The organism is Chromobacterium subtsugae (assembly GCF_001676875.1).
GTDB classification, from domain to species: domain Bacteria; phylum Pseudomonadota; class Gammaproteobacteria; order Burkholderiales; family Chromobacteriaceae; genus Chromobacterium; species Chromobacterium subtsugae.
In genome coordinates this window covers 1-22,909 of sequence record NZ_JYKA01000005.1, presented here as the reverse complement: position 1 = coordinate 22,909, position 22,909 = coordinate 1, and the positions used below count along the sequence as shown (strand labels likewise).

Here is a 22,909-nt window from a genome sequence, read left to right as displayed (position 1 = left end):
CATCGCCAACAAGCGCGCGCAATCTTCGGACAGATTGGCAGCATCGCCGCAGCCGCCCTATGTTCCCTTTACCATCAAAAATCTCCAGCAGGAGCAAGCGCGCCGCATGCAAGCTGGCGCGCGCAGCCCCCAGCTATTTCAGATACGACTTGAGCACCTGCAGCACCGCGTCCAGATCGCGCTGCCTTTGCGCCTGCTCCGGCTCGTTCACCAGATGCTCGGACAGGTGGCCTTCTATCACCGCCGCCATCAGACCGTTCACCGCGCCGCGAATGGCGGCGATTTGCTGCAGCACCGCGCCGCAATCCTCATCGCCCGCATCCAGCCGCTTTTCCAACGCGGCGGCCTGCCCCTGGATGCGCCGCACCCGCGCCAGCAACTTGGCCTTGTCTCGTATCGTATGCGCCATGCCGTCTCTGCCTGAATCTTGGGGAATATACTGGAGGGTAGCATATTTATACTGGGGGGCAGTATACTGCGCCGCATACACATGCCGAAAGCGCGCCCCATGACCGAATTTTCTTCCCTGCTGCAGCAAGGCAATGCCTGGCTGTTCATCCCCAGCGCCATCCTGCTGGGCGCCCTGCACGGCCTGGAGCCAGGCCATTCCAAAACCATGATGGCCGCCTTCATCGTGGCGGTGCGCGGCACGGTGAAACAGGCCGTGCTGCTGGGCTTGTCGGCTACCCTGTCCCATACCGCAGTGGTGTGGGCCGTGGCGATGGCCGGGCTGTATTTCGGCCGCAACTGGAATATGGAAAAGGCCGAGCCCTATTTCCAGCTGGCTTCGGCGGCGCTGATCGTCGCGGTGGCGGGCTGGATGGTCTGGCGCACTTGGCGCAATCTGCGCGCCGAACATCAACATGGGCACCGCCATGCGCACCCGCATGATGAAAGCCGGATCATAGACACTGGCCACGGCACGGTACGATTAGAGATATTCGAAGATGGCGCGCCGCCGCGCTTCCGCTTGCATGACGAAGCCAAGCGCGGCCACGGCTGGCCGGCGGAGCAGGCCTGGGTTGAAACGGAACGGCCGGACGGCAGCCGCCAGCGCTTCGCCTTTGTCCAACGCGACGGCTTTATCGAATCCGAGCAAGCCATCCCCGAACCGCACCAGTTCATGGCCCGGCTCAGCCTGGGCTACGGCCATCACAGCCACGACTACGACGTGGCCTTCGCCGAGCATGGCCATCCGGCGCCGGCCAATGCGGCTGCGCTGGAAGCTTTGACAGATGGCTATCAGGACCCGCACGAACTGGCCCACGCCAACGACATTCGCCGCCGCTTCGCCAACAGCGACGTCACCACCGGCCAGATCGTGATGTTCGGCCTGACCGGCGGGCTGATTCCCTGCCCAGCTTCCATCACCGTATTGCTGCTATGCCTGCAGCTGAAGAAAGTGGCGCTGGGCGCGACGCTGGTGCTGTGTTTCGGCATAGGATTGGCGCTGACCATGGTGGCGTCCGGCGTGCTGGCCGCCGTCAGCGTCAAGCACGTGTCCCGGCGCTGGAGCGGATTCGGCGATTTCGCGCGCAAGGCGCCTTATTTCTCCGGCGGCCTGATCGCGCTGGTGGGCCTGTATGTGGGCTGCCATGGCTGGGCGGCTTTGCCCTGAGCCGCTGGAGCGAGCCGCCGCGGCCGCTCCTTGCGCAAAAATGCCGGCCGGGTAAAAATTCATCGGGTGAGAATATTCTTCCTGCGAGCAAGCGCCGCGCGACGGTTGCCCTGGAAGCAAAACAACAAGGAACCCGCATGCTGTTCACCGAAATGCCCGCGCTGGACCACCCCGACGCCATGCTGCGACCGCTGTACCCCGACGACATCCTGGCCTGGCACGATTACCTGACCCTCCCCCAGATCTACCAACACACCAGCTGGAACGTGCGCTGCTCGTCCGAGCTGGAACACTATGCCTGGCAGCCGGAGCAGTTCACCGAAGTCAGCGCGCTGCGCTTCGCCATCGCCGACAGCCGCGACGACCACCTGCTCGGCACCGCCGGTTTCCACACCGTGACTCCAGCCAACGCCAGCGCGGAAATCGCCTACGACCTGTCTCCCGCAGCCCAGGGACGCGGCATCGCCCGCGCCGCCTGCGCCAGCCTGCTCGCCTGGGGCCATGGCCATCTTGGCCTGGCGCGCATTCAGGCCACCGTGCTGCCGGAAAACGCGCGCTCCATCCAGGTGCTGGAACGCTGCGGCTTCCAGCGCGAGGGCCTGCTGCGCAGCTACCGCAAGGTGCGCGGACCATCGCGGGACTTCTGGATGTACAGCCACATAGCTGAGGGTGGAAACGCATGATCCGGCAAGCGCAGACCGATCAGGAAATCGCCGGCTGCTTCGCCGTGCTGCGCCAACTGCGGCCGCGCCTGCAAGAAGCGGGCTTTATCGATGCCATGCGCGAACTGATGGCCGAAGGCTACCGGCTAGCCTATCTGCTGGAGGACGGCGAGGTGGCCTGCGTCGCCGGCTACCGGATCAGCCGCAATTTGCTGATGAAAAAAAGCCTGTACGTGGGCGAGCTGTCCACCGCCGAGGCCGCGCGCTCCCGCGGCTGCGGCGCGCGGATGATGGACTGGCTGCGCCAGGCCGCGCGCGCGGAAGGCTGCGTCAGGCTTCACCTCGATTCCGGCATCGACCGCCACCGCGCGCACCGCTTCTATCTGAACCGGGACATGCGCATATCCAGCTACCACTTTTCCGAGGCGCTGCCGCCAGCCGCGCCTTGACTGCTAAGGAGAAAAGCTTGATCCAAGACGTCCAGACCGACCAGGAAATCGCCGACTGTTTCGCCGTGATGCGCCAGTTGCGGCCGCATCTGCAAGAGGACGGCTTCGTCGCCGTCGTGCGCGCGCAGATGGCGGAAGGCTACCGGCTGGCCTATTTGCTGGAAGACGGCGAGGTGGCCTGCGTCGCCGGCTACCGGATCCACCGCAACCTGATGATGGGCAAAAGCCTGTACGTGGACGACCTGTCCACCGATGAATCGGCGCGCTCGCAAGGCTGCGGCGCCAGGATGATGGCGTGGCTGCGCGAGGCCGCGCTGGACGCCGGCTGCGCCGAGATCCACCTGGATTCAGGCGTGCAGCGCCACCGCGCGCACCGCTTCTACCTGAACCGCAATATGGACATCGTCTGCTACCACTTTTCGGAACAGCTGCGGTAAGCGCCCCAAGCGGACGAGACGCAGGCTGCTGACAGGAATTGTCACTGGCGCCGCTTAGATTGGCAGGCCCGCCGCGCACCGCGGCGGGCCTTCTTCATTCACGCCAGACAAGGACAATCCGCATGACGCGCGCCATCACCCTGCTCACAGAGAATTTTTCCGACTGGGAAACCGCCCTGATCAACTCCGCCGGCCGCGGCTACTACGGCTTTGACGTCCGCTTCGCCGCGCCGGGCGGCGCGGCGCTTACGTCTTCCGGCGGCCTGATGGTGACTCCGCACCTGGCGATAGAGTCCATTTCCCTCGACGAGCTGGACCTATTGATCGTCTGCGGCGGCACGCTGTGGCGCACCGGCCAGGCGCCCGACCTCACGCCGCTGCTGACCCAGGCCCGCGCCCGCGGCATCGCGCTGGCCGGCATCTGCGACGGCACCCGCATGCTGGCGCAGGCAGGCGTGCTGAACGGCGTCCGCCATACGTCCAATTCGGCGGAAAACCTGGCGGTGCCGGGTTATGCCGGCGGCGCGCATTACCAGGACGTGCCCTACGCCGTCGCTGACCAGCGCGTCGTCACCGCGCCCGGCACCGCTCCGGTCAGCTTCATGGCAGCCATCCTGGCCACATTGGGCATAGGCGGAGCCGATCTGGACGCCTACCTCGCCCAGCACGCCGCCGAACACGCCAGGCCCGCCTAAGCGCCGCCAGGCGGCGTCACACCGCGCCTTCCGCGATGCCATGCAGCTTGCGCCACTCCCGCAGCAAGGCCTGGCGGCGGCGCGGATAGCGCTCGCCCGGGCTGTCGCAGCTGATCATCTTGTCGCAACGGAAGTGGCGAAAATCCTGCCTCAGCTCGCACCAGGCCGCCAGCACCTGCACCTGCTCGAAAAAACCCAGCGCGAACGGCCACACCACTCGCCGGCTTTCCTCGCCCTTGGCGTCACGGTAGCGCAACACCAGCTTGCGCTGCTGGCGGATGGCGTCGCGCAGCCGCGCCATGTCGACGGCGGCGGGCTCGGTCTGCGCCGGCCCCACCAGCAAGGCGGCGTCTTCCAGTTGCGAGCGCAGCTCGGCCGGCAGCACCGCAGCCACCTTGGCCAACGCGTTGCCGGCGGCGTCCGCCAGCCGGGCGTCGACCCGCTTCGCCACCCAGCGCATGCCCAGCACCAGAGCTTCCAGTTCTTCTTCGGCGAACATCAGCGGCGGCAACAAAAAGCCCGGCCGCAGCTGGTAGCCCAGCCCCGGCTCGCCGGCGATGTCAGCGCCCTGCAACTGCAGGCTGGCGATATCGCGGTACACGGTGCGGACGCTGATGCCCAGCTCGGCGGCCAGCGCCGCCGCCGTCACCGGATAGCGATGGCGGCGCAGCAATTGCAGCAGGTCCAGCAGGCGTTCGGCGCGCGCCATCGCTCAAGCCTGCGCCGGATAACCGCCTTCGCCGTCCGGCCACGGCGTCAGCACTTCAAAGCCCTGCGTCGTCACCGCCACCATATGCTCCCACTGCGCCGACCAGGAGCCATCCTGCGTCACCACCGTCCAGCCGTCGTCCAGCTGGCGCGTCGGCGCCTTGCCGGCGTTGATCATCGGCTCGATGGTGAACACCATGCCCGGCCGCAGCCGCAGCCCGGCGCCGCGCCGGCCGTAATGCAGCACCTCGGGCTCCTCGTGATACACCTTGCCGATGCCATGGCCGCAATATTCGCGCACCACGCTGAAGCCGGCCTGCTGGGTGACGGCCTGGATCGCGTGGCCGACATCGCCCAGCGTCGCGCCGGGCCGCACTTCGCGGATGCCGGCCCACATCGCCCGATGGCAGGTATCCACCAGCAACTTCGCCTCCGGCCGCGGCGCGCCGACGAAATACATGCGGCTGCTGTCGCCGTGCCAGCCATCCTTGATCACCGCCACGTCGATATTGACGATGTCACCGTTCTGCAGAATCTGCTTTTCCGACGGAATGCCGTGGCACACCACCTGATTGACCGAGGCGCAGATGGTTTTGGGGTAGCCGTAGTAGCCGATGTTGGCCGGGATGGCGCGCTGCACCTTGACGATGTGCTCGCGGCAGATCGCGTCCAGTTCCTCGGTGCTGACGCCGGGCCGCACGTGCTCGCCTATCATCGCCAGCAGCTCCGCCACCAGCTTGCCCGCTTCGCGCGCCTTCGCCACCTCGGCCGGCGTCTTGATCTTCACCCCGCTCATCGGCCCGCCTCCGCCGCTTGCTGCTGGCGCAGATCCAAGGCCTGACCTTCCCGGCTGGAGCGCAGCAACAGCTGGCAGATTTCGCTGTAGCGCAGGTCGGGATGGATCTCGGCCAGCATGCCGATGCGCAGCCAGTGCTCGGCCTGGGAGTTGATCGAGCGGCTCAACGCCTCGCTGGCGGTGCGCAGATTGTCATGCATCTGCTCCGAAATCTTGACTATGCCCATATCCGTTCCATACACAAATAATATATGAAACGTATAACAAACCGCGGCGGCGCGCAAGCCGCCGTATCGAAAACCCACAGCCGCCATCCTGCATTTTCCTGCCCTCCCGCCCTTTCCAGCCGACAGATGACAGCTGGCGCGCCATCCGGCTTGCAATTCGATTTGATATTGTACAAAATCAAATCATGGAACAGCCAAAAGACAAGCCGCGCGGCGGCAAGCGCAGCGGCGCCGGGCGCAAGTCCGCCTTCGGCGGCGACAAGACCATCGCCCTGCGCGTGCCGGAGCCCCTGAAGCCCATCCTGCAGCAATGGCTGGACGATTACCGCAGCTGGCGCACCGCCAACAGCGAGGAAGCCAGCAATTTCCGCACGCTGGGGAGCCAGTTGAGCGAGCTGTCGCTGCCGCTGTTCGCCAGCAGCGTGCCGGCCGGCTCGCCGGTGCCGGCCGATGATCTGAAAGAAGCGGACATCGACCTCAACGCCCACTTGGTAAACCGCCCCGGCGATACCTTCATGGTGACGGTGAAGGGCGACTCGATGCAGGGCGCCGGCATCCACGATGGCGACCTGCTGCTGGTGGAGCGCAGCCGCGAGCCGCGCAACGGCAAGGTGGTGGTGGCCGCGCTCAACGGCGAGCTGACGGTCAAAAGACTGGAAAGAAGCGCGAATGGCCTGCGGCTGTTGCCGGAAAACCCGGCCTACCAACCCATCACAGTGCCGGAAGACGCTTCGTTCTTCATCTGGGGCGTGGTCACCCGCGTCATCCACAAGGTGGACTGATCCGAAGGAGAGTCAAATGGGCAAGCCCAGCAATTGCATCAAGATGAAATTCAACGATTGGAAACGGCTGCCGCGCCCCTACCGGGCGATGATAGAAGGCCAGCCGCAAGTGCTGGTGAGCCGGCCCGGCCGCGACTACTTCATGCCGGTGCAGTTTGTCTGAATCCGCGCCGCGGCGGCAGGCTCAATGCTTGCTCAGGCCGAAAAAGTTGCGGATGCGCTCCACCAGTTCGGCGCGGCGCGGCGCCGGGTCGCCGCCGTCCAGCAACTCCTCCGGCATCCGGTTGCGCCGCTCCTCCAGCCGTTCGGCCAGGATGGAAGAGATGGTCTCCGCCAACTCCTTGCGCGACACCAGAATGGCCTGGAACGCATCCTTGTCCAGCCGCAGGCACTCCACATTGGAGCGAGCGATCACGGTGCCCGAGCGCGACTCGCCGGTCATCAGCCCCATCTCGCCGAAAAAGCTGCCCGCCTTGAGCACGTCCACCAGCTTGCGGTTGCCGTCGGCCAGGCTGATCCACACCTCCACCTCGCCGGACAGCATGATGTAAAGCCAGTGCGCCACCGATCCCTGGTGCATGATGATGTCGCCGGTGACGAAGGGGGTGAATTTCAGCTGGTCGGCCAGCACCACCATTTCCTCGTCGTTCAGGCTGGACAGCAGCTCCACCTTGCGCAGCGCCAGCACCCGCTCCTCCAGATGCTTTTTCATCCGCGCTTCCATGTATTTTTCGTTTTCCTTGATGGTCAGCACATTGTAAAACGGCGAGGCCATGCGCAGATTGTGCCGGCGCAGCGCGGCGTCGACATGAGTGCGGACGATGGAGTCGGTCAGGTCGTCCGCCGCCAGATTGGTCAGCCAGTAACGCACCGCGTAACGGCTGTAACCGTTTTCGAAACCCATCAGGATGCAGTTGGGCTCGGGCGACAACGCCACCCCCGGCAGCTGCGCCTCGCGCAGCGAGCTTTCCACCACGGTGATGATCTGGGTGGGCAGCGTGTCCCAGTTGATGTTGAACCACACCCAACGCCGCCACTGCTGGGCGCAGCCATGGCGCTTGCCCAGGATGGCGAAGTGGTTCTTCATCAGCACGCTGTTGGGGATTACCAGGGTTTCCCAGTTGCGGGTTTCCACCGTGGTGGCGCGCCAGTTGATCTCCACCACCCGCCCCACCAGGTCGCCGACCTTGATCCACTCGCCGATTTCCACCGAGTTGTCGAACTGCAGCGATAGGCCGGCCAGGATATTGCCCAGCGTATCCTGCATGGAGAAGGCCAGCACCGCGGTGATCACCGCGGAAGTGGTGACGATGTGGCTAAGGTCCAAGCCCGCCAGCCGCAGCAGCACCAGGCCCCAGCCGATATAGCCGACCGTGACCAGAATGTCTTCGAGGATGCGGGGCGGATGCAGGCGCAGCGCGGGCATGAACAGCCGGAACAACAGCATCGCCCACAAGCGGATCAGCGCCAGCCCCATCACCACCACGGCGCTCTGGCGCACCATCTGCCCCGCGCCCGTCTGGCCGCTGAAGTTGACCACCAGCAACGCCGCCAGCGTGATCAGCATGGTGCGCGACACCCGCTTGCGGCTATCCGGCCGCGCCAGGCAAAGCATAAGGGCGAAAATGGCGGTAGCGGCGACGAAGACCGTAAGCGAGCCGTACCAGACAGGCGGGATCAGCCGCTCCAGCCAGCCGACCGAGGATGTGGATTCCATGCTATCTCCGCCGCTTTTCTGTTTTTATAGATAGCGGATGGCGGCGGGCAAAAAAAATCCCTCCCGTGAAAGGGAGGGCTGCAAGGTATCGGGGAAGTGTAAGATCCGCAGCCAAGGTGGCCGGCAGAAATTACAGCGCCTTGTTTATACCGAAACAAGGCACTTTTTGATCTTAACAACAGATCCCGCTTTGCGGTATGAGTATATCTACTTACCCAATCTTGCCATCAGAATATTGTCTATTTTTTCAGGCTCTTGCTCGCGGCGTATCGCTTCAAACAATTGCTCAGCCTCCGGCCAGGTGCGCTTCAGCAGGCCCAGCCACTGTTTCAGCCTGGCCACCGGATAACGGTTCTCGCCCGACTTGCTCCAGCATTGGCGGAAGAAATCCAGCACCCAGGGCATCATCTCGCCCCAATCCATCGGCGCCGCCGGACCGCCGGCGACAATGCGCGCGGCCAGGTCCGGACACGCCACCAGGCCGCGCCCTATCATCACCGTGTCACAGCCGCTTTCCGCGCGGATGGCGCGGTAATCGTCCAGCGTCCACACTTCGCCATTGGCGATCACCGGGATGGCCACGGTTTCGCGGATGCGGGCGATCCAATCCCAGTGCGCCGGCGGGCGATAGCCTTCCACCTTGGTCCGGCCATGCACCGTCAATTCGCCAGCGCCGGCGCTTTCTATCGCCAGCGCGCACTCCAGCGCGCGGCTCTTGTCTTCGTAGCCCAGCCGCATTTTAGCGGTCACGGGAATAGCCGCCGGCACCGCGCGGCGCACCGCGGCGACGATCTCATGCAGCAATTCGGGCTCGTTCAGCAGCACGGCGCCGCCGCGGTGGCGGTTGACAGTCGGCGCGGGACAGCCGAAATTCAGATCAACGCCGGGCGCGCCCAGGCTGGCGGCCTTGGCGCCGTTTTCCGCAAGGCAGGCGGCGTCCGAGCCCAGCAGCTGCACCCGCACCGGCACGCCGGCGCGGGTATTGCCGGCGCGCTCCAGCTCCGGCGCCAGACGCATGAACGTGCGCGTGGGCAGCAAGGCCGAGGTGACCCGCACGAATTCGGTGACGCACATGTCTATGCCGCCGATGCGGGTCAGCACATCGCGCATCACGTCGTCAACCAGTCCCTCCATCGGGGCAAGCACCAGCTTCATTGTCTAACCTGCTGAAAAAGGGCGTTATTGTAACGCAGCCCCGCAAGAACATGACGGAGATTATCGATGGCCACACAACTGAGCATCGCCACCCCTGAATCCGTCGGCAGCTGGCTGCCGCTATTCACCGCCTACCTGGCCTTTTACAAGGTAAGCCAGCCGCCGGAGCAGTGCCTGGATTTCCTCAGCGAACGGCTGCGCCGCCGCCAGGCGGTGGCGTTTGTCGTCGCGACCGACAACCGCCCGCAAGGCTTCGCCCTGATGTATACCGGCTTTTCCTCTTTATCGCTGCAGCCCTGCTGGATGCTGCATGATTTATTCGTGGCTCCGGACGCCCGGGGCCAGGGCTTCGGCCGGATGCTGATCCAGCGCTGCCAGCAATACGCCCGCGACCTGGGAGGCGGAGAAATCATGCTGCAGACCGCCCACGACAATCTGGCCGCCCAAAAGCTGTACGAAAACCACGGTTTCGCGCTGGACCGCGATTTTCGCGTGTATGGCTGGAGCAGCCGGCATTCTTGACGCCGTCCATTGGGCGCGGCATGCTCAGCCGCCTTCGCCGTCGCGCCCAGGAGCCTCGCATGCCTGTCCCCGGAATCTACCAGCACTACGGCAACCGCCGGCATTACCAGCTGCTGGGCATCGCCCGGCATTCGGAAACCGGTGAGCCGATGGCCGTGTACCGCGCGCTTTACGGCGACTTCACGCTGTGGACCCGCCCCGCCGGCATGTTCGACGAAACCGTGGACCACGAAGGACGGCAGATGCCGCGCTTTTCGCTGATCCGGGCGCTGTAGCCGCAGCATGCGCATCTACCGCACCGACCAGTTTCCGCTGCCGCTGCCCGCAGGCCATCGCTTTCCGGCAGAAAAATACCGGCTGCTGGCCGAGCAAGTGGCGCAATTCGCGCCGGAACGGCTGGACCCCGCCCCCGCCGCCAGCCGCTATGAATTGCTGCGCGCGCACGACTCAGCCTATGTCGACGCAGTGCTGAACGGCTGCCTGGACGCTCGGCAGCAACGCGAAATCGGCCTGCCATGGTCGATGCAGCTGGCCGAGCGCAGCCGACGCTCGGTGGGCGCCACCATCGCCGCCAGCCGCAGCGCGCTGCAGCAAGGCTGCGGTGTCAACCTGGCCGGCGGCACCCATCACGCCGGCCGCGGACGCGGCAGCGGCTTTTGCGTGTTCAACGACGTCGCCGTCGCCGCGCTGCTGATGCTGAGCGAAGGGCAGATCCGCCGCGCGCTGGTGATAGACCTGGACGTGCATCAGGGCGACGGCACCGCCGCCATCACCGCCACAGAAGACCGCATCTTCACGTTTTCCATGCACGGCGCGCGCAACTTCCCGTTCGACCGCGTCTCCAGCGATCTGGACATCGACCTGCCGGACGGCACCGGCGACGCCGAATACCTGGCCATCCTGGCCGATGCGCTGCCGCGCGTATTCGCCGCCGCCTCGCCCGACCTGGCGTACTACCTGGCCGGCGCGGACCCCTACCGCGGCGATCGCCTGGGCCGGCTGGCCCTCAGCCAGGAAGGGCTGGCGCGGCGCGACCGCCTGGTGATGGAAACCTGCCGCCGCCACGGCGCCGCGCTGGTCGTCGCCATGGCGGGCGGATATGCGGTGCCGATTACGGATACCGTGACAATCCAGACTGAAACCGTCAGACTGGCATGCAGGATCTTCGGCGCCGGGGAGCTGGACGAAACCGTCTCGCCGCGGCGCTGAGCAAGGAGAAATCTATGGAAAAGGCAATTTTGGGCGGCGGCTGCTTCTGGTGCCTGGACGCCGCCTACTCCGGCCTTGACGGCGTGGAGCGAGTGGTGTCCGGCTATTGCGGCGGCCACACCGCCGACCCCGACTACAAACAAGTCTGCTCCGGCCACAGCGGCCACGTGGAAGTGGTTGAAATCCATTTCGACCCCGCGCGCATCGACTACGCCACCCTGCTGCAAGTGTTCTTCGCCGTGCACGACCCCACCACGCTCAACCGCCAGGGCAACGATGTCGGCAGCCAGTACGCGTCGGCCATCTTCTATCTGGACGACGGGCAACGCGCCATCGCCGAACGCACGCTGCAGGAACTGCGCGCCGAACAAGTCTTCGCCGACCCCATCGTCACCCGCGTCGAACCCGCCCAGCGCTTTCATCCGGCCGAGGGCTACCACCAGGGCTACTACGCGCAGAACCAGCAGCAAAACTACTGCCAACTGGTGATTTCTCCCAAACTGGCAAAAATACGCCGCCGATTTGCCGCCCTGATGCGAAACTAGCCGGCGCAAAACCGGACGACGCCGGTATAATGACGCCCGCCCAGCGGCAGCCCATCATACTTGCATCCAATCAAAGCCTGAAGCATGCCAGACGTCGAAGTGCCCCGCCCGTCACCTTTTTGCGCGATCAAAACGCATCTGCAGCTGCTGCTCCGCGCATCGGCGCGCAGCAAATGGCTGGCCGCGCTGTGCTGGCTGCTGGGCTTCGGCCTGCTGCTGGCGCACAATCTGCTGCTGGACCTCCGCCTGCAGCGCCAGGAATTCCAGCAAACCGCCGAGCTGATGCTGCAGAACATCAGCCATCGGCTGCGCAATAGCGAACTGCTGCAAGCGGAGGTCGGCGACATCGTCAGCAGCGCCCACCCCGGCCGCCAGGCCCGCATCCGCTCGCTGGCGCTGGCGGCGGCGCAAAGCCAGCCCCAGCTTTACTACATCGGCTACCAGCCGCTGGTCGACCAAGACGAGCGCGCCGGCTTCGAACGGCAGCAATCGCAGCTGCTGGGCAAGCCTTATCTGATACGCGACTACCTGCACGACCAACACAACAACTGGCGCGACGCCGCCGCCTGGCGCCCGGCGCCGCCGCGGCCGCGCTATCTGCCGCTCAGCATGGCGGAGCCCGGCCTGGGCTCGCGGGACTGGAATGAAATGGGCCTGGACCTGCTCGACGACAGCGTGCTGTCTTCCTCGATCAACCGCGCGCTGGGCCATACCCAAGCTTCGTCCCCCACCCTGCAGCTGAACAATGGCGAACTGGGGCTAGCCTTGTTCCAGGCGGTCTATCGCGCCTCCCCGCCCTCTCCGGTGCCGATGATACGCATAGAGCAGGCGGACGGCGTGATCGTTCAGGTGCTGTACCTGAAGCCGCTGCTAGCGTTACCGCCGCAACTGGAAAACCGGTACACCCTGAAGCTGCAACGCCACGACAGCGGCGCCGACACTGGCGTCGTGACCCTGCTGCGCCAATCCGACGACCAGACCGGCGGCTGGCCCGCCGCCCTGCTGCCCCGGCTCAGCCACCGCGCCAGCCTGTCCGCCGCCGCGCTGCCCTACGATCTGGTGCTGAGCCGGCAGCTGCAGTTCGAACGCGCCTCGCCCGGGGAAATCCTGCTGAGCGCGCTGTTCGCCTTGCTGCCCGCCTACCTGCTGCTGGTGATCCTGGCGCTGCTGGAATACAACCGCCAGGCGCGCGAACAGATACAGGACGACATCTTCCGCGAACGCGAATACGCCAGCGTCGCCCTGCGCGGCATCGGCGACGCCGTGATCAGCATCGACACCCGACAGATCATCCAGTACCTGAACCCCGCCGCGGAAGCCCTGCTGGGCCTGCCCGCCGCCCAGGTGCTGCAACGGCGGCTGCAACAGGTGGTGCCGCTGCATTACGAGTTTTCGCGCAATCCGGTGCAAGACCCGGTCGACCAGGCCATCGCCAGCCGCCAGGTGGTGTACCTGGCGCAAAACTGCTACCTGAAGCGCCACAACGGCGAAAAGCTGCTGGTGGAAGGCGCGGTGGCGCCGCTGCTGGGCCGCAGCGGCCAACTGATAGGCACGGTGATCACCTTCCGCGACACCGCGCCGATACGCCGCCGCATGCTGGCCGCGCTGGAGGCCAGCGAGACGCGGCTGCGCCAGCACGAAATGGAGCTGGCGCGCGTCGCCCGCATCAACACCATGGGCGAAATGGCTTCCGGCATCGCCCACGAAATCAATCAGCCGCTATCCGCCATCATGAGCTACTGCCAGGCCGGCCTCAGCCTGCTGGACGACGACGAGATCGACATGGCGATGCTGCGCCGCGCCCTCACCTCATCGGTCAGCCAGGCCGACCGCGCCGGCCGCATCATCCACCGGCTGCGCGAATTCGTCACCCGCAAAAACCAGCAACTGGTGCCGGTGCAGTTGAATCAGGCTGTGCACAACGCGCTGTCGCTGCTCGACTACGAACTGCAGGACCACGACATCCACATCGAGCAAAACTTCTCAACCGAGTTGCCGTTGGTATACGCTGACACTATCCAGCTGGAACAAGTGGTGCTGAACTTGGCGCGCAACGCGGTGGAAGCCATGGAACACACCCGCCCCTGGGGACGGCTCAGCCTGACCACCCGCCGACAGGGCGAGCGGGTGCAGCTCATCATCAGCGACAACGGCAGCGGCATCCCCCCAGACAAGCTGGACCGGATTTTCGACCCGTTCTTCAGCACCAAGCCCAACGGCATGGGGCTGGGACTGGCGATTTGCCAAACCGCGGTGGAAGCCTTCGGCGGCAAGCTGATCGCCGGCAACAAACCCGGCTCGGGAGCGGAATTCATCATCGACCTGCCATGCGGCGCACGCCGCGTGGCGGCACCATCCGGAGTAGAAGCCTGATGCAAAACACGACACCCACCGTATTCATTGTCGACGACGACCCGGCGGTGCTCGATTCGCTGGCCATGCTCATCACCGCCCAGGGCATGAAAACCGTCACATTTCCCAATGCGATGGAGTTTCTCGACGGCTACCAAGGCAATCAGATCTGCTGCCTGGTGCTGGATATCCGCATGCCGCAGATCACCGGCCTGGCGCTGCAGGAGCAACTGATAGAGCGCGACATCGCCATTCCCATCGTATTCATCACCGGCCACGGCGACATCGAGCAATGCCGGCGCGCCTTCCAGACCGGCGCGATAGACTTCCTCACCAAACCGATCGACCAGGCGCGGCTGATAGACAGCCTGCGCAAGGGCATACGGCTGAGCATCCAGCAGCATCAGAAAGAAGAGGAAACCCAGGAAGTGATGGGCCAGCTGTCGCGCATCAGCGGCCGCGAGCGCGAAGTGCTGGAACTGGTGGCCGACGGCCTGTCCAGCAAGGAAATCGCCCGCGAGCTGGACTTGTCGCCGCGCACCATCGAGGTCCACCGCGCCAACCTGTTCAGCAAGCTGGGCGTGGATTCGCTGGCCGATCTGGTGCGCTTCTACCTGAAGGCGCTGGAAGCCACCGGCAAGAAACGCAGCGAAGACAGTTTTTTCAACGAAGCGCCGCCAAACCAGTAGAATCACCGCATGGAAAGACTGTTCAAACACATCTGCCTGGTGGCCAGACACAGCAAGCCGGGCATCACCGCCTCGCTGCTGCAGCTGGCCGACCACCTGGCCGCGGGCGGCTCCACCGTGCTGATAGACAAGGAAAGCCTCAGCGCGGAAGAAGCCGGCGGCCACGCCCTGATAGACCGCAACGACATGGGCAAGCTGGCCGACCTGTGCATCGTGCTGGGCGGCGACGGCACCATGCTGTCCATCGCCCGCCTGCTGGCGCCCTACCGCGTGCCGCTGGTCGGCATCAACCAGGGCAGGCTGGGTTTCATGACCGACATTCCGCTGCACGAGATGCTGACGTCGATCGACGCCATCCTGCACGGCCAGTTCGTGCCGGAAGACCGCATCCTGCTGCAGGCCTCGGTGGTGCGCGAAGACGCCGAAGTCGCCAGCGCGCTGGCCTTCAACGACGTGGTGTTCAGCCGCGGCGCCGTCGGCTCGATGATCGAGTTCGAAATCTTCATCGACAACCAGTTCGTCTACAGCCAGCGCTCCGACGGCCTGATCGTCTCCACCCCCACCGGCTCCACCGCCTACTCGCTGGCGGCCGGCGGCCCCATCCTGCATCCCACGCTGCAGGCCATCGCGCTGGTGCCGATCTGTCCGCAGTCGCTGTCCAATCGGCCGATTGCGGTCAACGACTCCTGCGAGGTGGAATTCATGCTCACCCGCGGCCTGGACGCGCGCGTGCATTTCGACGGCCAGCTGCACTGCGACCTGATGGAAATGGACCGGGTGCTGATCCGCCGCTACCGCAATCCGCTGCGCATCCTGCATCCGGAAGGCTACAACTACTACGACATGCTGCGCCACAAGCTGCACTGGGGCGAGCGCCTGCTGTAACCTGGACCTACCACACACCATGCTCCTCTCGCTGACCGTAAAAGACTTCGTCATCGTCGACAGCATCGCGCTGGACTTCGCCGCCGGCTTCACCGTGCTCACCGGCGAAACCGGCGCCGGCAAGTCCATTCTGCTGGACGCTCTGGGCCTGCTGCTAGGCGATCGGGCCGAAGGCGCGCAAGTGCGCGAAGGCGCCGAGCGCGCCGAAATCACCGCCGAGTTCTCCACCGAACGGCGCCCGGAAATCGACGCCTGGCTGCAAACCAACGAATTGTCCGGCGACGAAGGCGTGCTGCTGCTGCGCCGTCTGATCGACCGCAGCGGCCGCTCCAAGAGCTTCGTCAACGGCCAGGCCGCCACCCTGGCCCAGCTCAAGCAATTGGGCGAATTCCTGGTGGACATCCACGGCCAGCACGCCCATCAGTCGCTGATGAAAAGCGAAACCCAGCGCCAATTGCTGGACGCCTACGCCGGTTCGGTCGCGCTGGCCCGCGACGTGCACAAAGCCTGGCAGGAATGGCAGGCTGCCCGCCAGGCGCGCAACGACGCCGAGCGGCTGTCGCGCGAATCGGAAGTGGAGCGCGAGCGCCTGACCTGGCAAATCGGCGAACTGTCCGACCTGAATCTGCAGCCGGACGAATGGAACACCCTCAGCCAAAGCCACACCCGGCTGGCCAACTCGGCCGAACTGGTGCAAAGCGCGCAGCTGGCGGTGGACACGCTGTCCGAACAGGACAACAGCTGCCTCACCCAGCTGGCCCAAGTGCAAAGCCGGCTGTCCAAGCTGTCCAGCCTGGACCCGCGCCTGGCCGACACCCTGTCGCTGCTGGACTCGGTGGACGCCGAACTGCGCGAGGTGGTGTACAGCCTGCGCGACTACGCCAGCGACATCGACCAGGACCCCGGCCAGCTGGCCGAAATGGAACGGCGGCTGGAGCTATTGATGAGCGCGGCGCGCAAATACCGCATCCAGCCGGCCGATCTGGGCGACAAGCTGGCCGACTGGCAGCAGCAGCTGGCCGCGCTGGAAGCCAGCGTGGACATCGAAGCGCTGAGCGTGGCCGAAGCCGCCAGCCTGGCGCGCTACCGCGCGCAGGCGGAATCGCTGTCCGGCAAGCGCCGCCAGGCCGCGCGCGAACTGTCCGAGCGCATCGGCAAGGAAATGCAGCGGCTGGCGATGGGCGGCTCCCGCTTCGCCATCGAGCTGTCGGCGCTGGCCGAGCCCGGCGCGCACGGCATGGAATCGATCGAATACCTGGTGGCGGCCAACGCCGGCACCAGCCTGCGTCCGCTGGCCAAGGTGGCCTCGGGCGGCGAGCTATCGCGGATCAGCCTGGCCATGCAGGTCGTCATCAGCCAGGTGGCCAGCGTGCCGACGCTGATCTTCGACGAAGTGGACGTCGGCATCGGCGGCCGCGTGGCGGAGGTGATAGGCCACATGCTGCGCGACCTGGGCCAGCGCTACCAGGTGCTGTGCATCACCCACCTGCCCCAGGTAGCGTCCTGCGGCAAGCATCACTGGCAGGTCAGCAAGCGCGAGCAAAAGGGACAGGTTCTCAGCCGCATCTCGCCGCTGGACGCTGAACAGCGGGTGCTGGAAATCGCCCGCATGCTGGGCGGCGCGGAGCTGACGCAAACCACCCGCGAGCACGCGGCGGAAATGCTGGCCTCAAACGCCGCCGCCCTCTAGGCAAAAGCGGCAAGTCGGGATACAATCCGCAGCTCTTAATGATTCAGGAAAAACGGCAGCCGCTCGGCATGCGAAAGTCCTGACATCAGCCACTTCGGGGAGGTTTGGGTGAGTGGTTTAAACCAGCAGTCTTGAAAACTGCCGACGGGCAACCGTCCGTGGGTTCGAATCCCACAGCCTCCGCCAAATTTTAAGCCGCCTTAATCCGCGCAAATCAGCCCAAAAGCTAGATTCTACAAGGATTACAGGCGGCTTTTTATTTTCATGCTTGGCTAGGCTGCGGCCAGTTAAAGATGATTTACACGGGTTAACGTGCCCCAAATCTGCCCCAAATTCTGGCAGTCATCCCGCCTTGCCTTCGGGATCGGTACCAAAGCCTGAATAGTCCCCCTTCAGCACGATTCCATTTGGCTGCGTGATGTAACGGCCATAGTGCCGCCGCACCATCTCAACGGTCACATGGCCAAGCAATTTGGCCACCAGCAACTCTGGTTCTCCGGCCATTAGCAGGCGAGAGGCAAACGTGTGCCGAGTCTGGTACTGGTTTCGGTAACGAAGCGCGGTTGCCCCCAGGGTTGCCGCCCAATGCTTCCGCATCACCCTCTCACTGGCCCATCGCCGCCGAGTGTTAGGGTTAATGAAGATGTACCCGTTGGCACCAGATGCCATGGTGATTCCCTTCATAATTTCGAGCGCCTCCACGGCCGCAGGCAGCAAGGGTACCTCCCTTACCGTGTCCGTCTTCGTTGCCTTTTCGACCACCCCCTCATCGGTCGAGACTATGTTGTCCTCTACCCTGATGACGCCTCGCCCCTCAAGAACGTGACGCCACTTGACCGCGATCAGCTCGCCCGTGCGCAGCCCTGTTGCGAAGGCGAACATCCACAGAGCACGGACCTCTTCTGCATCAGCCGCCTTTAGTATCTGGGCGATCTCCTCATCGTTGAATGGGTCGATTGAATCATCCTCGGACCTTCTCTTTCTGGGAAGCAGGGTACGCAGCTTAATCGGCTCAAGCGGGTTCGTCGTGATAATGCCATCTGCCACCGCTTGACTGAGCGTGACGGATAAAAGCCCCACGCAATTTCTAACCGATTTTGGGGCCATTGACGCCGACATTCCAACAATCCAATCTCGCAATTCAAGCGTTGTTATCTCGTCGATATAGTTTTGCCCCCACTTCGGTATAATCCGTGAGCGTGCCCATCGGGTGTAGCTGGCGATTGTCGATGGAGAAAGGGATTGCAACTTGCGGGCAGTATCAAGTTGCTTATCCAATAGATCGCTAATAAGGTAACGTTTACGCTCCGCGGGCACCATACTCCGTGCAAGCTTTGAATTAGGGAATGTCGCTGCATAATCAAAAGTGCCGCGCGCAATCGCATTTTGTATTTCGCCACGCAATCGCGCTGCATACTTAATGTTTGCAGGCGTAGCAGGAACGTCTAATGTCTCCCGCCGACGCTTCCCTTGCCAGATAAACATAATTCTTAAGCTGCTTCCGCGGGATCCTTCTCGGATTTCGACCCCTTCTGGAAGAGGGACTCGACGTGCGGCTGTTGATCCACCCATATGCTGGCCTCTATCAAGTTAATCCATAAAGTTCGCGGACCAGTCCGCTTATAATGTTTTCCCGCAGCCCATATACCATCTCGAATTCGAGCCAATACTGTTTCCATTGGCTCACCAGTAGTTCGGCAATACAATTCTCCACGCACCCACTTTACTGGGAGCGCCAGGATTTCATTTTTCATTTGCTCTCCTACTTCCTGTCAGCTGGTAGAAAAAAGTTGGGCCGCCCTCTGGCGGCCTTCAAAACACAATCTCGGGATCGGCCCACTGGCCGCCCCACTCCATGCCCGGCACCGCCAACCACGCCATCCGGGTGCAGCTGGTGCCGGGCTCGGGTGCCGGCGGCTCCGGGCCAACGTAGATGACGGCGCCGTCGCGGCGCTGGGTGTAGCGGTAGACCGGCGGGGCCGGTAGCGCGGCGGTCGTCATGCCGACTCCGGCGGATGCCGCGGGCACGGCCAGCGTAGCGAGCCGTCGCCAGACGGGCAGGTGCAGGTCAGGGGCTGCGGCGCGGCGGCGAGCATTGCCTCCACCTCGCGTATGCACTCGATCTTGGTCAGGCTGTACGGATTCTGGTTTAACCGGCGGATGACGTTTAGCAACGTCTCGCGGACAGCGCCATCATCCGGCACCGCCGGCGCGGGCTGCGGGCGGGTGTAGAGATTGAGCCTAACGTTTAGCGGCAAATCCTCTGCCGCGTTCATATACACACCGTATATCACGCCACTTCCGTGAATCTCTATCCATGCCACCGCCTCGCCGCTCTGCTCGGTGGCCGGCGACAGCTCGGCTCCATTCAGTGCCAGCTCCAGCGCACTGATCAGTTCGTCGGTCAGCTCGCCGGCACGGTCGAAAGCTGCGATGACGGCGCGCGCGGCGTCCGCCAGTTGGGTCAGGTGCGTCATGCTATCTCCTTGAATAGGTCGTTCTGGTGTAGCGCCGCGCTGCATGCGGGGTTGAGCCAAACGCACTCGGTCCGGACTGCACCGCCTCGGCCTGCAGAAATCCTGCTGCCCGTGACGTGCCGCTCCCAGCCGGCTAGGACCTGGTCGTAGAGGTCCGACGGGTACCCGCTTAGCACCACAAACCCTTCCAGATCCAGCAGCACGCCCAACAGCTCGCGATGATCGTTGTCGCTTAACTCGTGACGGTAGTAACGGCCATATTGCGCTCCGCGCACGCGGGTTTCGTGTAGGTACGGCGGGTCCACGAAATGGAGCGTCTGCGCGCTATCGTGCTGGTGCATAACATCGATAGCTGAGGCATTCTCGATCAGCACGCCGGCCAGCCGCTGTCCGGCATTAGCCAATTGGTCCGGGTAGTACGCCCAAAGGTGCTGCGCAGTGCCATATTCGCGCCGGCTGTCAATGCGAAATCCGGTCGTCCCTTTGGTCGCGCCGGCGGAGCCGAAGCCCATCTGCGCGCGGATGGACAGCCTCCGAGCTCGCTCGATTGGATCGGTGGCCGGTTCCCAGGCTTGTTCGAACTCGGCGCGGCTATATGGCGTCAGGGTGACGGCCTCGATCAGCATCGCGCGCTGGAGAGGATTCCGCAGCACCCGGAAAAAGTTGCTGACGTCGCCGTCCAGGTCGTTGTAGATCTCGGCGTACGAGCGCGGCTTCTGCAGCAGCACGCCGGCCGCACCCCCGAACGGCTCCACGTAGGTCTGATGCGGCGGGAAGAACTGCATGATCCACGGTGCCAGGCGAAACTTTGCGCCGTGGTACCGGAGCGCGGGGCGGGTGACTGCGGACATGCTCACTCCTCGCCCTGGTCGGGCAGCTGAAACATATCGATGGTTTGCGTGTCGCGCGCAGGCGGCAGCGGCTGGCCGATTTCGACAAACGCCGTGCAGCGTGGGCCGTGCTCCGGGTCGTCGATCCACTCGCGCGGGTAGTCCGGGTCGTCCACGTCCAGGAACATGGTGCGGCCGAGGATTTGGCAGAGATCGTCCTGGCCACACTCGTCCATGGGTTTGCTGCCGTTCTGGCACTTGTCCCGCTCGCAGTGGGCGCACCATTCACTGATGAACCACTCGCCGGCCTGGCCGCTGGAGGGCCGGTACAGTTCGGGCGCGGCGGGCATTGGTGCCGGCTGATCGGGCAGCCAGCTGTCGTAGGGGCAGGTCATGCGGCGGTCCCCATCACCTTGCATTTGCCAATCTCAGCGGCAGCACGGGTGACGGCCAGTTTCAGCGCATATTCTGGGGATGCCGGCGCATCCATGTCGAAACGCCCGTCAGGGTCGAAACGCTCGGTCATGGTGCAGTGGTCAACAACGTGATCAGCGCCTATCACGACAGTCACCACCCCTGCACCGCGATCAACCTCGACAAGTAGGCCAAGCGTGCAAATCAGTCGCACCGCGTCTTCAAAGCTCTCGCGCGGATCGAATTCATCTCCAGTGCAGTGATCTGCCAGCCATTGGCGCTCGCCGCTTCCTTCGTCCAGTGCTCCCAGATAGCCGGCGGCTTCAGCTGCCAGTTCCACCTGCTCATACGGGTTGGTGATTTCAGACATCGCGCCTCCTCAAAAAGAAAGAGGCCCGTGAGGGCCTCCAAATCGGATATATTTTCTTCTCCATCACATTGGAGAAATTCCATGCCGTGCGATCTATGCAACACCCTGAACCGGCAGTTGTCCGCCACTCCTCCTCACAAAAAATTAGTATGTGATGGCTCCGAGCCGTATGGAGGCTCTGGATTCCGAAAAACAGAGCTGAAGAAATATCTCTGCCGGGATTGCGGCCAGCACTTTACTCGAGACATGGATGGAAAGGATCATGGCGCTTGCTGGGAGTTTTCTATCTAGCGGTTGCTACAGCTCGCCCCCGTCGCTCTCCACCCCGTCATCGGGGTAGCGCGGCTCATCGGCCTTGCCGGCGGCAGCCGGCAGAGGATCAGGCCGCGGCGTGACGTGGTAGTCCTCGCCGTAGGTCTGGTAGCTCACGCCGCCCTCCGTTCTTGTGCCTCCAGCGCCAGCAAGTCGCGCTGGCGCGCCAGCTCGCTATTGCGGGCTTCCAGCTCGTCGCAGCGCGCGACATATTCCATTGCCGCGCTATTCTGGGTGGCTAGTTGCTCGTCCTTGATGGCGATGACGGTAGCCAATTGCTCGATCTGGCGCTCACGTTGCTCCAGGAGCTGTGCCAGTACGGCGATTTGCATCGCGTAGCGCATGGTGCTGATGTGGGTGTTCATGTTGCTCTCCAGGGCGCCGAGCGGGCGCCGGGCAAGAAAATGGCCGCTTCGCGCGGCCTGCTATACGATTTCGACTGAGTCAAAGCCCAGCCGCTTGATGGTTAGCGGCTCTTTCTTATCCTTGGCCTCCATGTGCCGCTGGTCGATTTCCAGAAGCGTCACTCGGTTGCCGGCATCGTCGGCTATCTGCCAGAGGTAGCGCAGGCCCAACCCCTTGATGGTGGCCGAGTAGCGGCGCTGGGCGCCCAGCACTGCGGCCATGAAAAGCTGCGAGGATGACAAAGTGCTGCCGGGGGGGCTTTCCACTGGATATTGGCCACGCCCAGCGGCAGCGTGCGCTCGCCATCGGACAGGGTGAGGCTGATCTGATGGCTGAACCGCTCAAGCTTCTGGCGGGCTGGCTTTTTCACATTTAAGGGCTGCTTGCTCATGTGGCCGACTCCTTGCATGCCGCGATGGCGGCGCGTGCTCTGAATAGGTCCTGCAGCGCGCCAGGGCTGAGCGGGACGTGCTGGAATGAGTCGCACACAGCCTCCAGCGCCGCCAGCAAAACAGGCGCGGCGGCTATAAGGCGCGCGTCTGGGTGGACAACATCGGCGCACCAATCGACATGATGGACGCGGCCTTCAAACGGCGCGATCCAATCGTTCCGGTCTGATACACGAGTCATGATGTTGAGCTCGTCTCCGGAGATCTTTTCGTTGAACCTCGGGCACGCCCCACTCATGCCCCAGCGTTCGAAGTCCATCACGGTTTTGTCGAACTGCGGGCGGCCGCCGACCAGTTGAATAGACTTGCTCTTGCCATTGAATTCCCAGCGCCACGGGCCAGGGGTATGGATGCCTGATTTGTGCACCATCACGCCGCCTCCTTGTGTTTTTGGCTATCCTCAAGCCCGCCCAGCGCCTCCACCAGCGCGCTGACCAGTTCACCTAGCTCTTCGCTCATCAAGAGGAAGGTGGCGGCGAACAGGCTTTCGCGGTCGTCGCCAGCCTGGCTGGCC

Annotated in this window: 31 protein-coding genes and 1 tRNA gene; 16 read left to right on the top strand and 16 right to left on the bottom strand. The window is 64.0% G+C overall.

Annotated features, from left to right (window positions below; translation table 11 throughout):
- Window positions 1-133: 133 nt before the first annotated feature.
- Window positions 134-409, bottom strand: coding sequence for a metal/formaldehyde-sensitive transcriptional repressor (locus tag MY55_RS07775; protein WP_047238605.1), 276 nt, complete (start codon window positions 407-409; stop codon window positions 134-136).
- A gap of 99 nt (window positions 410-508) precedes the next feature.
- Here MY55_RS07775 and MY55_RS07770 point away from each other — a divergent pair, with 99 nt between their 5' ends.
- The 5 genes from MY55_RS07770 (at window position 509) to MY55_RS07750 (ending at window position 3,861) form a co-directional block, all read left to right on the top strand.
- The gene (locus tag MY55_RS07770; protein WP_065202209.1) at window positions 509-1,618 is read left to right on the top strand and encodes a nickel/cobalt efflux protein RcnA; all 1,110 of its coding nucleotides are present in this window, start codon (window positions 509-511) and stop codon (window positions 1,616-1,618) included.
- A 137-nt stretch (window positions 1,619-1,755) separates the two neighbouring features.
- Window positions 1,756-2,301: a GNAT family N-acetyltransferase gene (locus MY55_RS07765; RefSeq protein ID WP_047249778.1), complete on the top strand. Its 546-nt coding sequence runs from the start codon at window positions 1,756-1,758 to the stop codon at window positions 2,299-2,301.
- On the top strand, window positions 2,298-2,729 hold the full coding sequence (locus tag MY55_RS07760; protein WP_065202208.1) for a GNAT family N-acetyltransferase: 432 nt from the start codon (window positions 2,298-2,300) through the stop codon (window positions 2,727-2,729). Before MY55_RS07765 ends, MY55_RS07760 begins: the two co-directional genes overlap by 4 nt.
- Window positions 2,730-2,746: 17 nt before the next feature.
- Window positions 2,747-3,166 carry a GNAT family N-acetyltransferase gene (locus MY55_RS07755; RefSeq protein ID WP_244270670.1) on the top strand — a complete coding sequence of 140 codons (420 nt, stop codon included), beginning with the start codon at window positions 2,747-2,749 and terminating at the stop codon, window positions 3,164-3,166.
- Between the two features lie 122 nt (window positions 3,167-3,288).
- The gene (locus tag MY55_RS07750; RefSeq protein ID WP_065202207.1) at window positions 3,289-3,861 is read left to right on the top strand and encodes a type 1 glutamine amidotransferase family protein; all 573 of its coding nucleotides are present in this window, start codon (window positions 3,289-3,291) and stop codon (window positions 3,859-3,861) included.
- A gap of 16 nt (window positions 3,862-3,877) precedes the next feature.
- Here MY55_RS07750 and MY55_RS07745 read toward each other — a convergent pair whose 3' ends face one another.
- From MY55_RS07745 to MY55_RS07735, 3 genes are read right to left on the bottom strand one after another with little or no spacing between them, the layout of a single operon-like run.
- Complete coding sequence (locus MY55_RS07745; RefSeq protein WP_043577430.1) at window positions 3,878-4,570, bottom strand: helix-turn-helix transcriptional regulator; 693 nt, start codon at window positions 4,568-4,570, stop codon at window positions 3,878-3,880.
- Window positions 4,571-4,573: 3 nt separating this feature from the next.
- On the bottom strand, window positions 4,574-5,365 hold the full coding sequence (map, locus tag MY55_RS07740) for a type I methionyl aminopeptidase (protein WP_043577431.1): 792 nt from the start codon (window positions 5,363-5,365) through the stop codon (window positions 4,574-4,576).
- On the bottom strand, window positions 5,362-5,592 hold the full coding sequence (locus MY55_RS07735) for a ParD-like family protein (protein WP_043577432.1): 231 nt from the start codon (window positions 5,590-5,592) through the stop codon (window positions 5,362-5,364). The genes map and MY55_RS07735 overlap by 4 nt, the downstream gene beginning before the upstream one ends.
- Window positions 5,593-5,777: 185 nt before the next feature.
- Here MY55_RS07735 and MY55_RS07730 point away from each other — a divergent pair, with 185 nt between their 5' ends.
- Window positions 5,778-6,374 carry a LexA family protein gene (locus MY55_RS07730; protein ID WP_043577433.1) on the top strand — a complete coding sequence of 199 codons (597 nt, stop codon included), beginning with the start codon at window positions 5,778-5,780 and terminating at the stop codon, window positions 6,372-6,374.
- 16 nt (window positions 6,375-6,390) lie between these two features.
- Window positions 6,391-6,537: a hypothetical protein gene (locus MY55_RS23990; RefSeq protein ID WP_167595293.1), complete on the top strand. Its 147-nt coding sequence runs from the start codon at window positions 6,391-6,393 to the stop codon at window positions 6,535-6,537.
- Between the two features lie 21 nt (window positions 6,538-6,558).
- Here the strand turns inward: MY55_RS23990 and MY55_RS07725 are convergent, their stop codons facing one another.
- Together MY55_RS07725 and MY55_RS07720 are read right to left on the bottom strand one after the other, a co-directional pair.
- Window positions 6,559-8,091 (bottom strand): mechanosensitive ion channel family protein, encoded by a 1,533-nt coding sequence (locus MY55_RS07725; RefSeq protein ID WP_047237683.1) that lies wholly within the window; start codon window positions 8,089-8,091, stop codon window positions 6,559-6,561.
- A 207-nt stretch (window positions 8,092-8,298) separates the two neighbouring features.
- Entirely contained in the window at window positions 8,299-9,246 is a 948-nt protein-coding gene (locus MY55_RS07720; protein ID WP_047237684.1) for a tRNA dihydrouridine synthase, read from the bottom strand.
- A gap of 66 nt (window positions 9,247-9,312) precedes the next feature.
- Here MY55_RS07720 and MY55_RS07715 point away from each other — a divergent pair, with 66 nt between their 5' ends.
- From MY55_RS07715 to MY55_RS07675, 9 genes are all read left to right on the top strand, one after another.
- Window positions 9,313-9,768 carry a GNAT family N-acetyltransferase gene (locus MY55_RS07715; protein ID WP_052258156.1) on the top strand — a complete coding sequence of 152 codons (456 nt, stop codon included), beginning with the start codon at window positions 9,313-9,315 and terminating at the stop codon, window positions 9,766-9,768.
- A gap of 59 nt (window positions 9,769-9,827) precedes the next feature.
- Entirely contained in the window at window positions 9,828-10,043 is a 216-nt protein-coding gene (locus MY55_RS07710; protein WP_043577436.1) for a DUF1653 domain-containing protein, read from the top strand.
- Window positions 10,044-10,050: 7 nt separating this feature from the next.
- Window positions 10,051-10,977, top strand: coding sequence for a histone deacetylase family protein (locus MY55_RS07705; RefSeq protein WP_047237685.1), 927 nt, complete (start codon window positions 10,051-10,053; stop codon window positions 10,975-10,977).
- A gap of 14 nt (window positions 10,978-10,991) precedes the next feature.
- Entirely contained in the window at window positions 10,992-11,522 is a 531-nt protein-coding gene (msrA, locus tag MY55_RS07700; protein WP_065202206.1) for a peptide-methionine (S)-S-oxide reductase MsrA, read from the top strand.
- Window positions 11,523-11,606: 84 nt separating this feature from the next.
- Window positions 11,607-13,895, top strand: coding sequence for an ATP-binding protein (locus MY55_RS07695; RefSeq protein WP_052877955.1), 2,289 nt, complete (start codon window positions 11,607-11,609; stop codon window positions 13,893-13,895).
- Window positions 13,895-14,563, top strand: coding sequence for a response regulator transcription factor (locus tag MY55_RS07690; protein WP_043577439.1), 669 nt, complete (start codon window positions 13,895-13,897; stop codon window positions 14,561-14,563). The genes MY55_RS07695 and MY55_RS07690 overlap by 1 nt, the downstream gene beginning before the upstream one ends.
- A 9-nt stretch (window positions 14,564-14,572) precedes the next feature.
- Entirely contained in the window at window positions 14,573-15,448 is an 876-nt protein-coding gene (locus tag MY55_RS07685; protein ID WP_065202205.1) for an NAD kinase, read from the top strand.
- Window positions 15,449-15,467: 19 nt separating this feature from the next.
- On the top strand, window positions 15,468-17,138 hold the full coding sequence (recN, locus tag MY55_RS07680; protein ID WP_047237688.1) for a DNA repair protein RecN: 1,671 nt from the start codon (window positions 15,468-15,470) through the stop codon (window positions 17,136-17,138).
- Between the two features lie 98 nt (window positions 17,139-17,236).
- A tRNA-Ser gene (locus tag MY55_RS07675) sits at window positions 17,237-17,324 on the top strand.
- 156 nt (window positions 17,325-17,480) lie between these two features.
- On the opposite strand, the gene MY55_RS22605 is transcribed toward MY55_RS07675, so the two are convergent.
- From MY55_RS22605 to MY55_RS07630, 10 genes are all read right to left on the bottom strand, one after another.
- Window positions 17,481-18,710: an Arm DNA-binding domain-containing protein gene (locus MY55_RS22605; protein ID WP_081284646.1), complete on the bottom strand. Its 1,230-nt coding sequence runs from the start codon at window positions 18,708-18,710 to the stop codon at window positions 17,481-17,483.
- A gap of 240 nt (window positions 18,711-18,950) precedes the next feature.
- Window positions 18,951-19,139, bottom strand: coding sequence for a hypothetical protein (locus MY55_RS07665; RefSeq protein WP_065202203.1), 189 nt, complete (start codon window positions 19,137-19,139; stop codon window positions 18,951-18,953).
- Window positions 19,136-19,615, bottom strand: a complete 480-nt coding sequence (locus tag MY55_RS07660) for a hypothetical protein (RefSeq protein ID WP_065202202.1) — start codon at window positions 19,613-19,615, stop codon at window positions 19,136-19,138. The genes MY55_RS07665 and MY55_RS07660 overlap by 4 nt, the downstream gene beginning before the upstream one ends.
- Window positions 19,612-20,466: a DNA adenine methylase gene (locus tag MY55_RS07655; protein WP_065202201.1), complete on the bottom strand. Its 855-nt coding sequence runs from the start codon at window positions 20,464-20,466 to the stop codon at window positions 19,612-19,614. The genes MY55_RS07660 and MY55_RS07655 overlap by 4 nt, the downstream gene beginning before the upstream one ends.
- A gap of 2 nt (window positions 20,467-20,468) precedes the next feature.
- Window positions 20,469-20,840 carry a hypothetical protein gene (locus tag MY55_RS07650; protein ID WP_065202200.1) on the bottom strand — a complete coding sequence of 124 codons (372 nt, stop codon included), beginning with the start codon at window positions 20,838-20,840 and terminating at the stop codon, window positions 20,469-20,471.
- Window positions 20,837-21,229: a hypothetical protein gene (locus MY55_RS07645; protein ID WP_065202199.1), complete on the bottom strand. Its 393-nt coding sequence runs from the start codon at window positions 21,227-21,229 to the stop codon at window positions 20,837-20,839. The genes MY55_RS07650 and MY55_RS07645 overlap by 4 nt, the downstream gene beginning before the upstream one ends.
- A 297-nt stretch (window positions 21,230-21,526) precedes the next feature.
- Complete coding sequence (locus MY55_RS24435; RefSeq protein WP_279625438.1) at window positions 21,527-21,658, bottom strand: hypothetical protein; 132 nt, start codon at window positions 21,656-21,658, stop codon at window positions 21,527-21,529.
- Window positions 21,655-21,906 (bottom strand): hypothetical protein, encoded by a 252-nt coding sequence (locus tag MY55_RS07640; RefSeq protein ID WP_065202198.1) that lies wholly within the window; start codon window positions 21,904-21,906, stop codon window positions 21,655-21,657. The genes MY55_RS24435 and MY55_RS07640 overlap by 4 nt, the downstream gene beginning before the upstream one ends.
- Before the next feature lie 60 nt (window positions 21,907-21,966).
- A complete protein-coding gene (locus MY55_RS07635) occupies window positions 21,967-22,167 on the bottom strand; it encodes a hypothetical protein (RefSeq protein ID WP_065202197.1) in 201 nt (66 codons plus the stop codon).
- Between the two features lie 166 nt (window positions 22,168-22,333).
- The gene (locus MY55_RS07630) at window positions 22,334-22,768 is read right to left on the bottom strand and encodes a hypothetical protein (RefSeq protein ID WP_157889274.1); all 435 of its coding nucleotides are present in this window, start codon (window positions 22,766-22,768) and stop codon (window positions 22,334-22,336) included.
- Window positions 22,769-22,909: the final 141 nt, after the last annotated feature.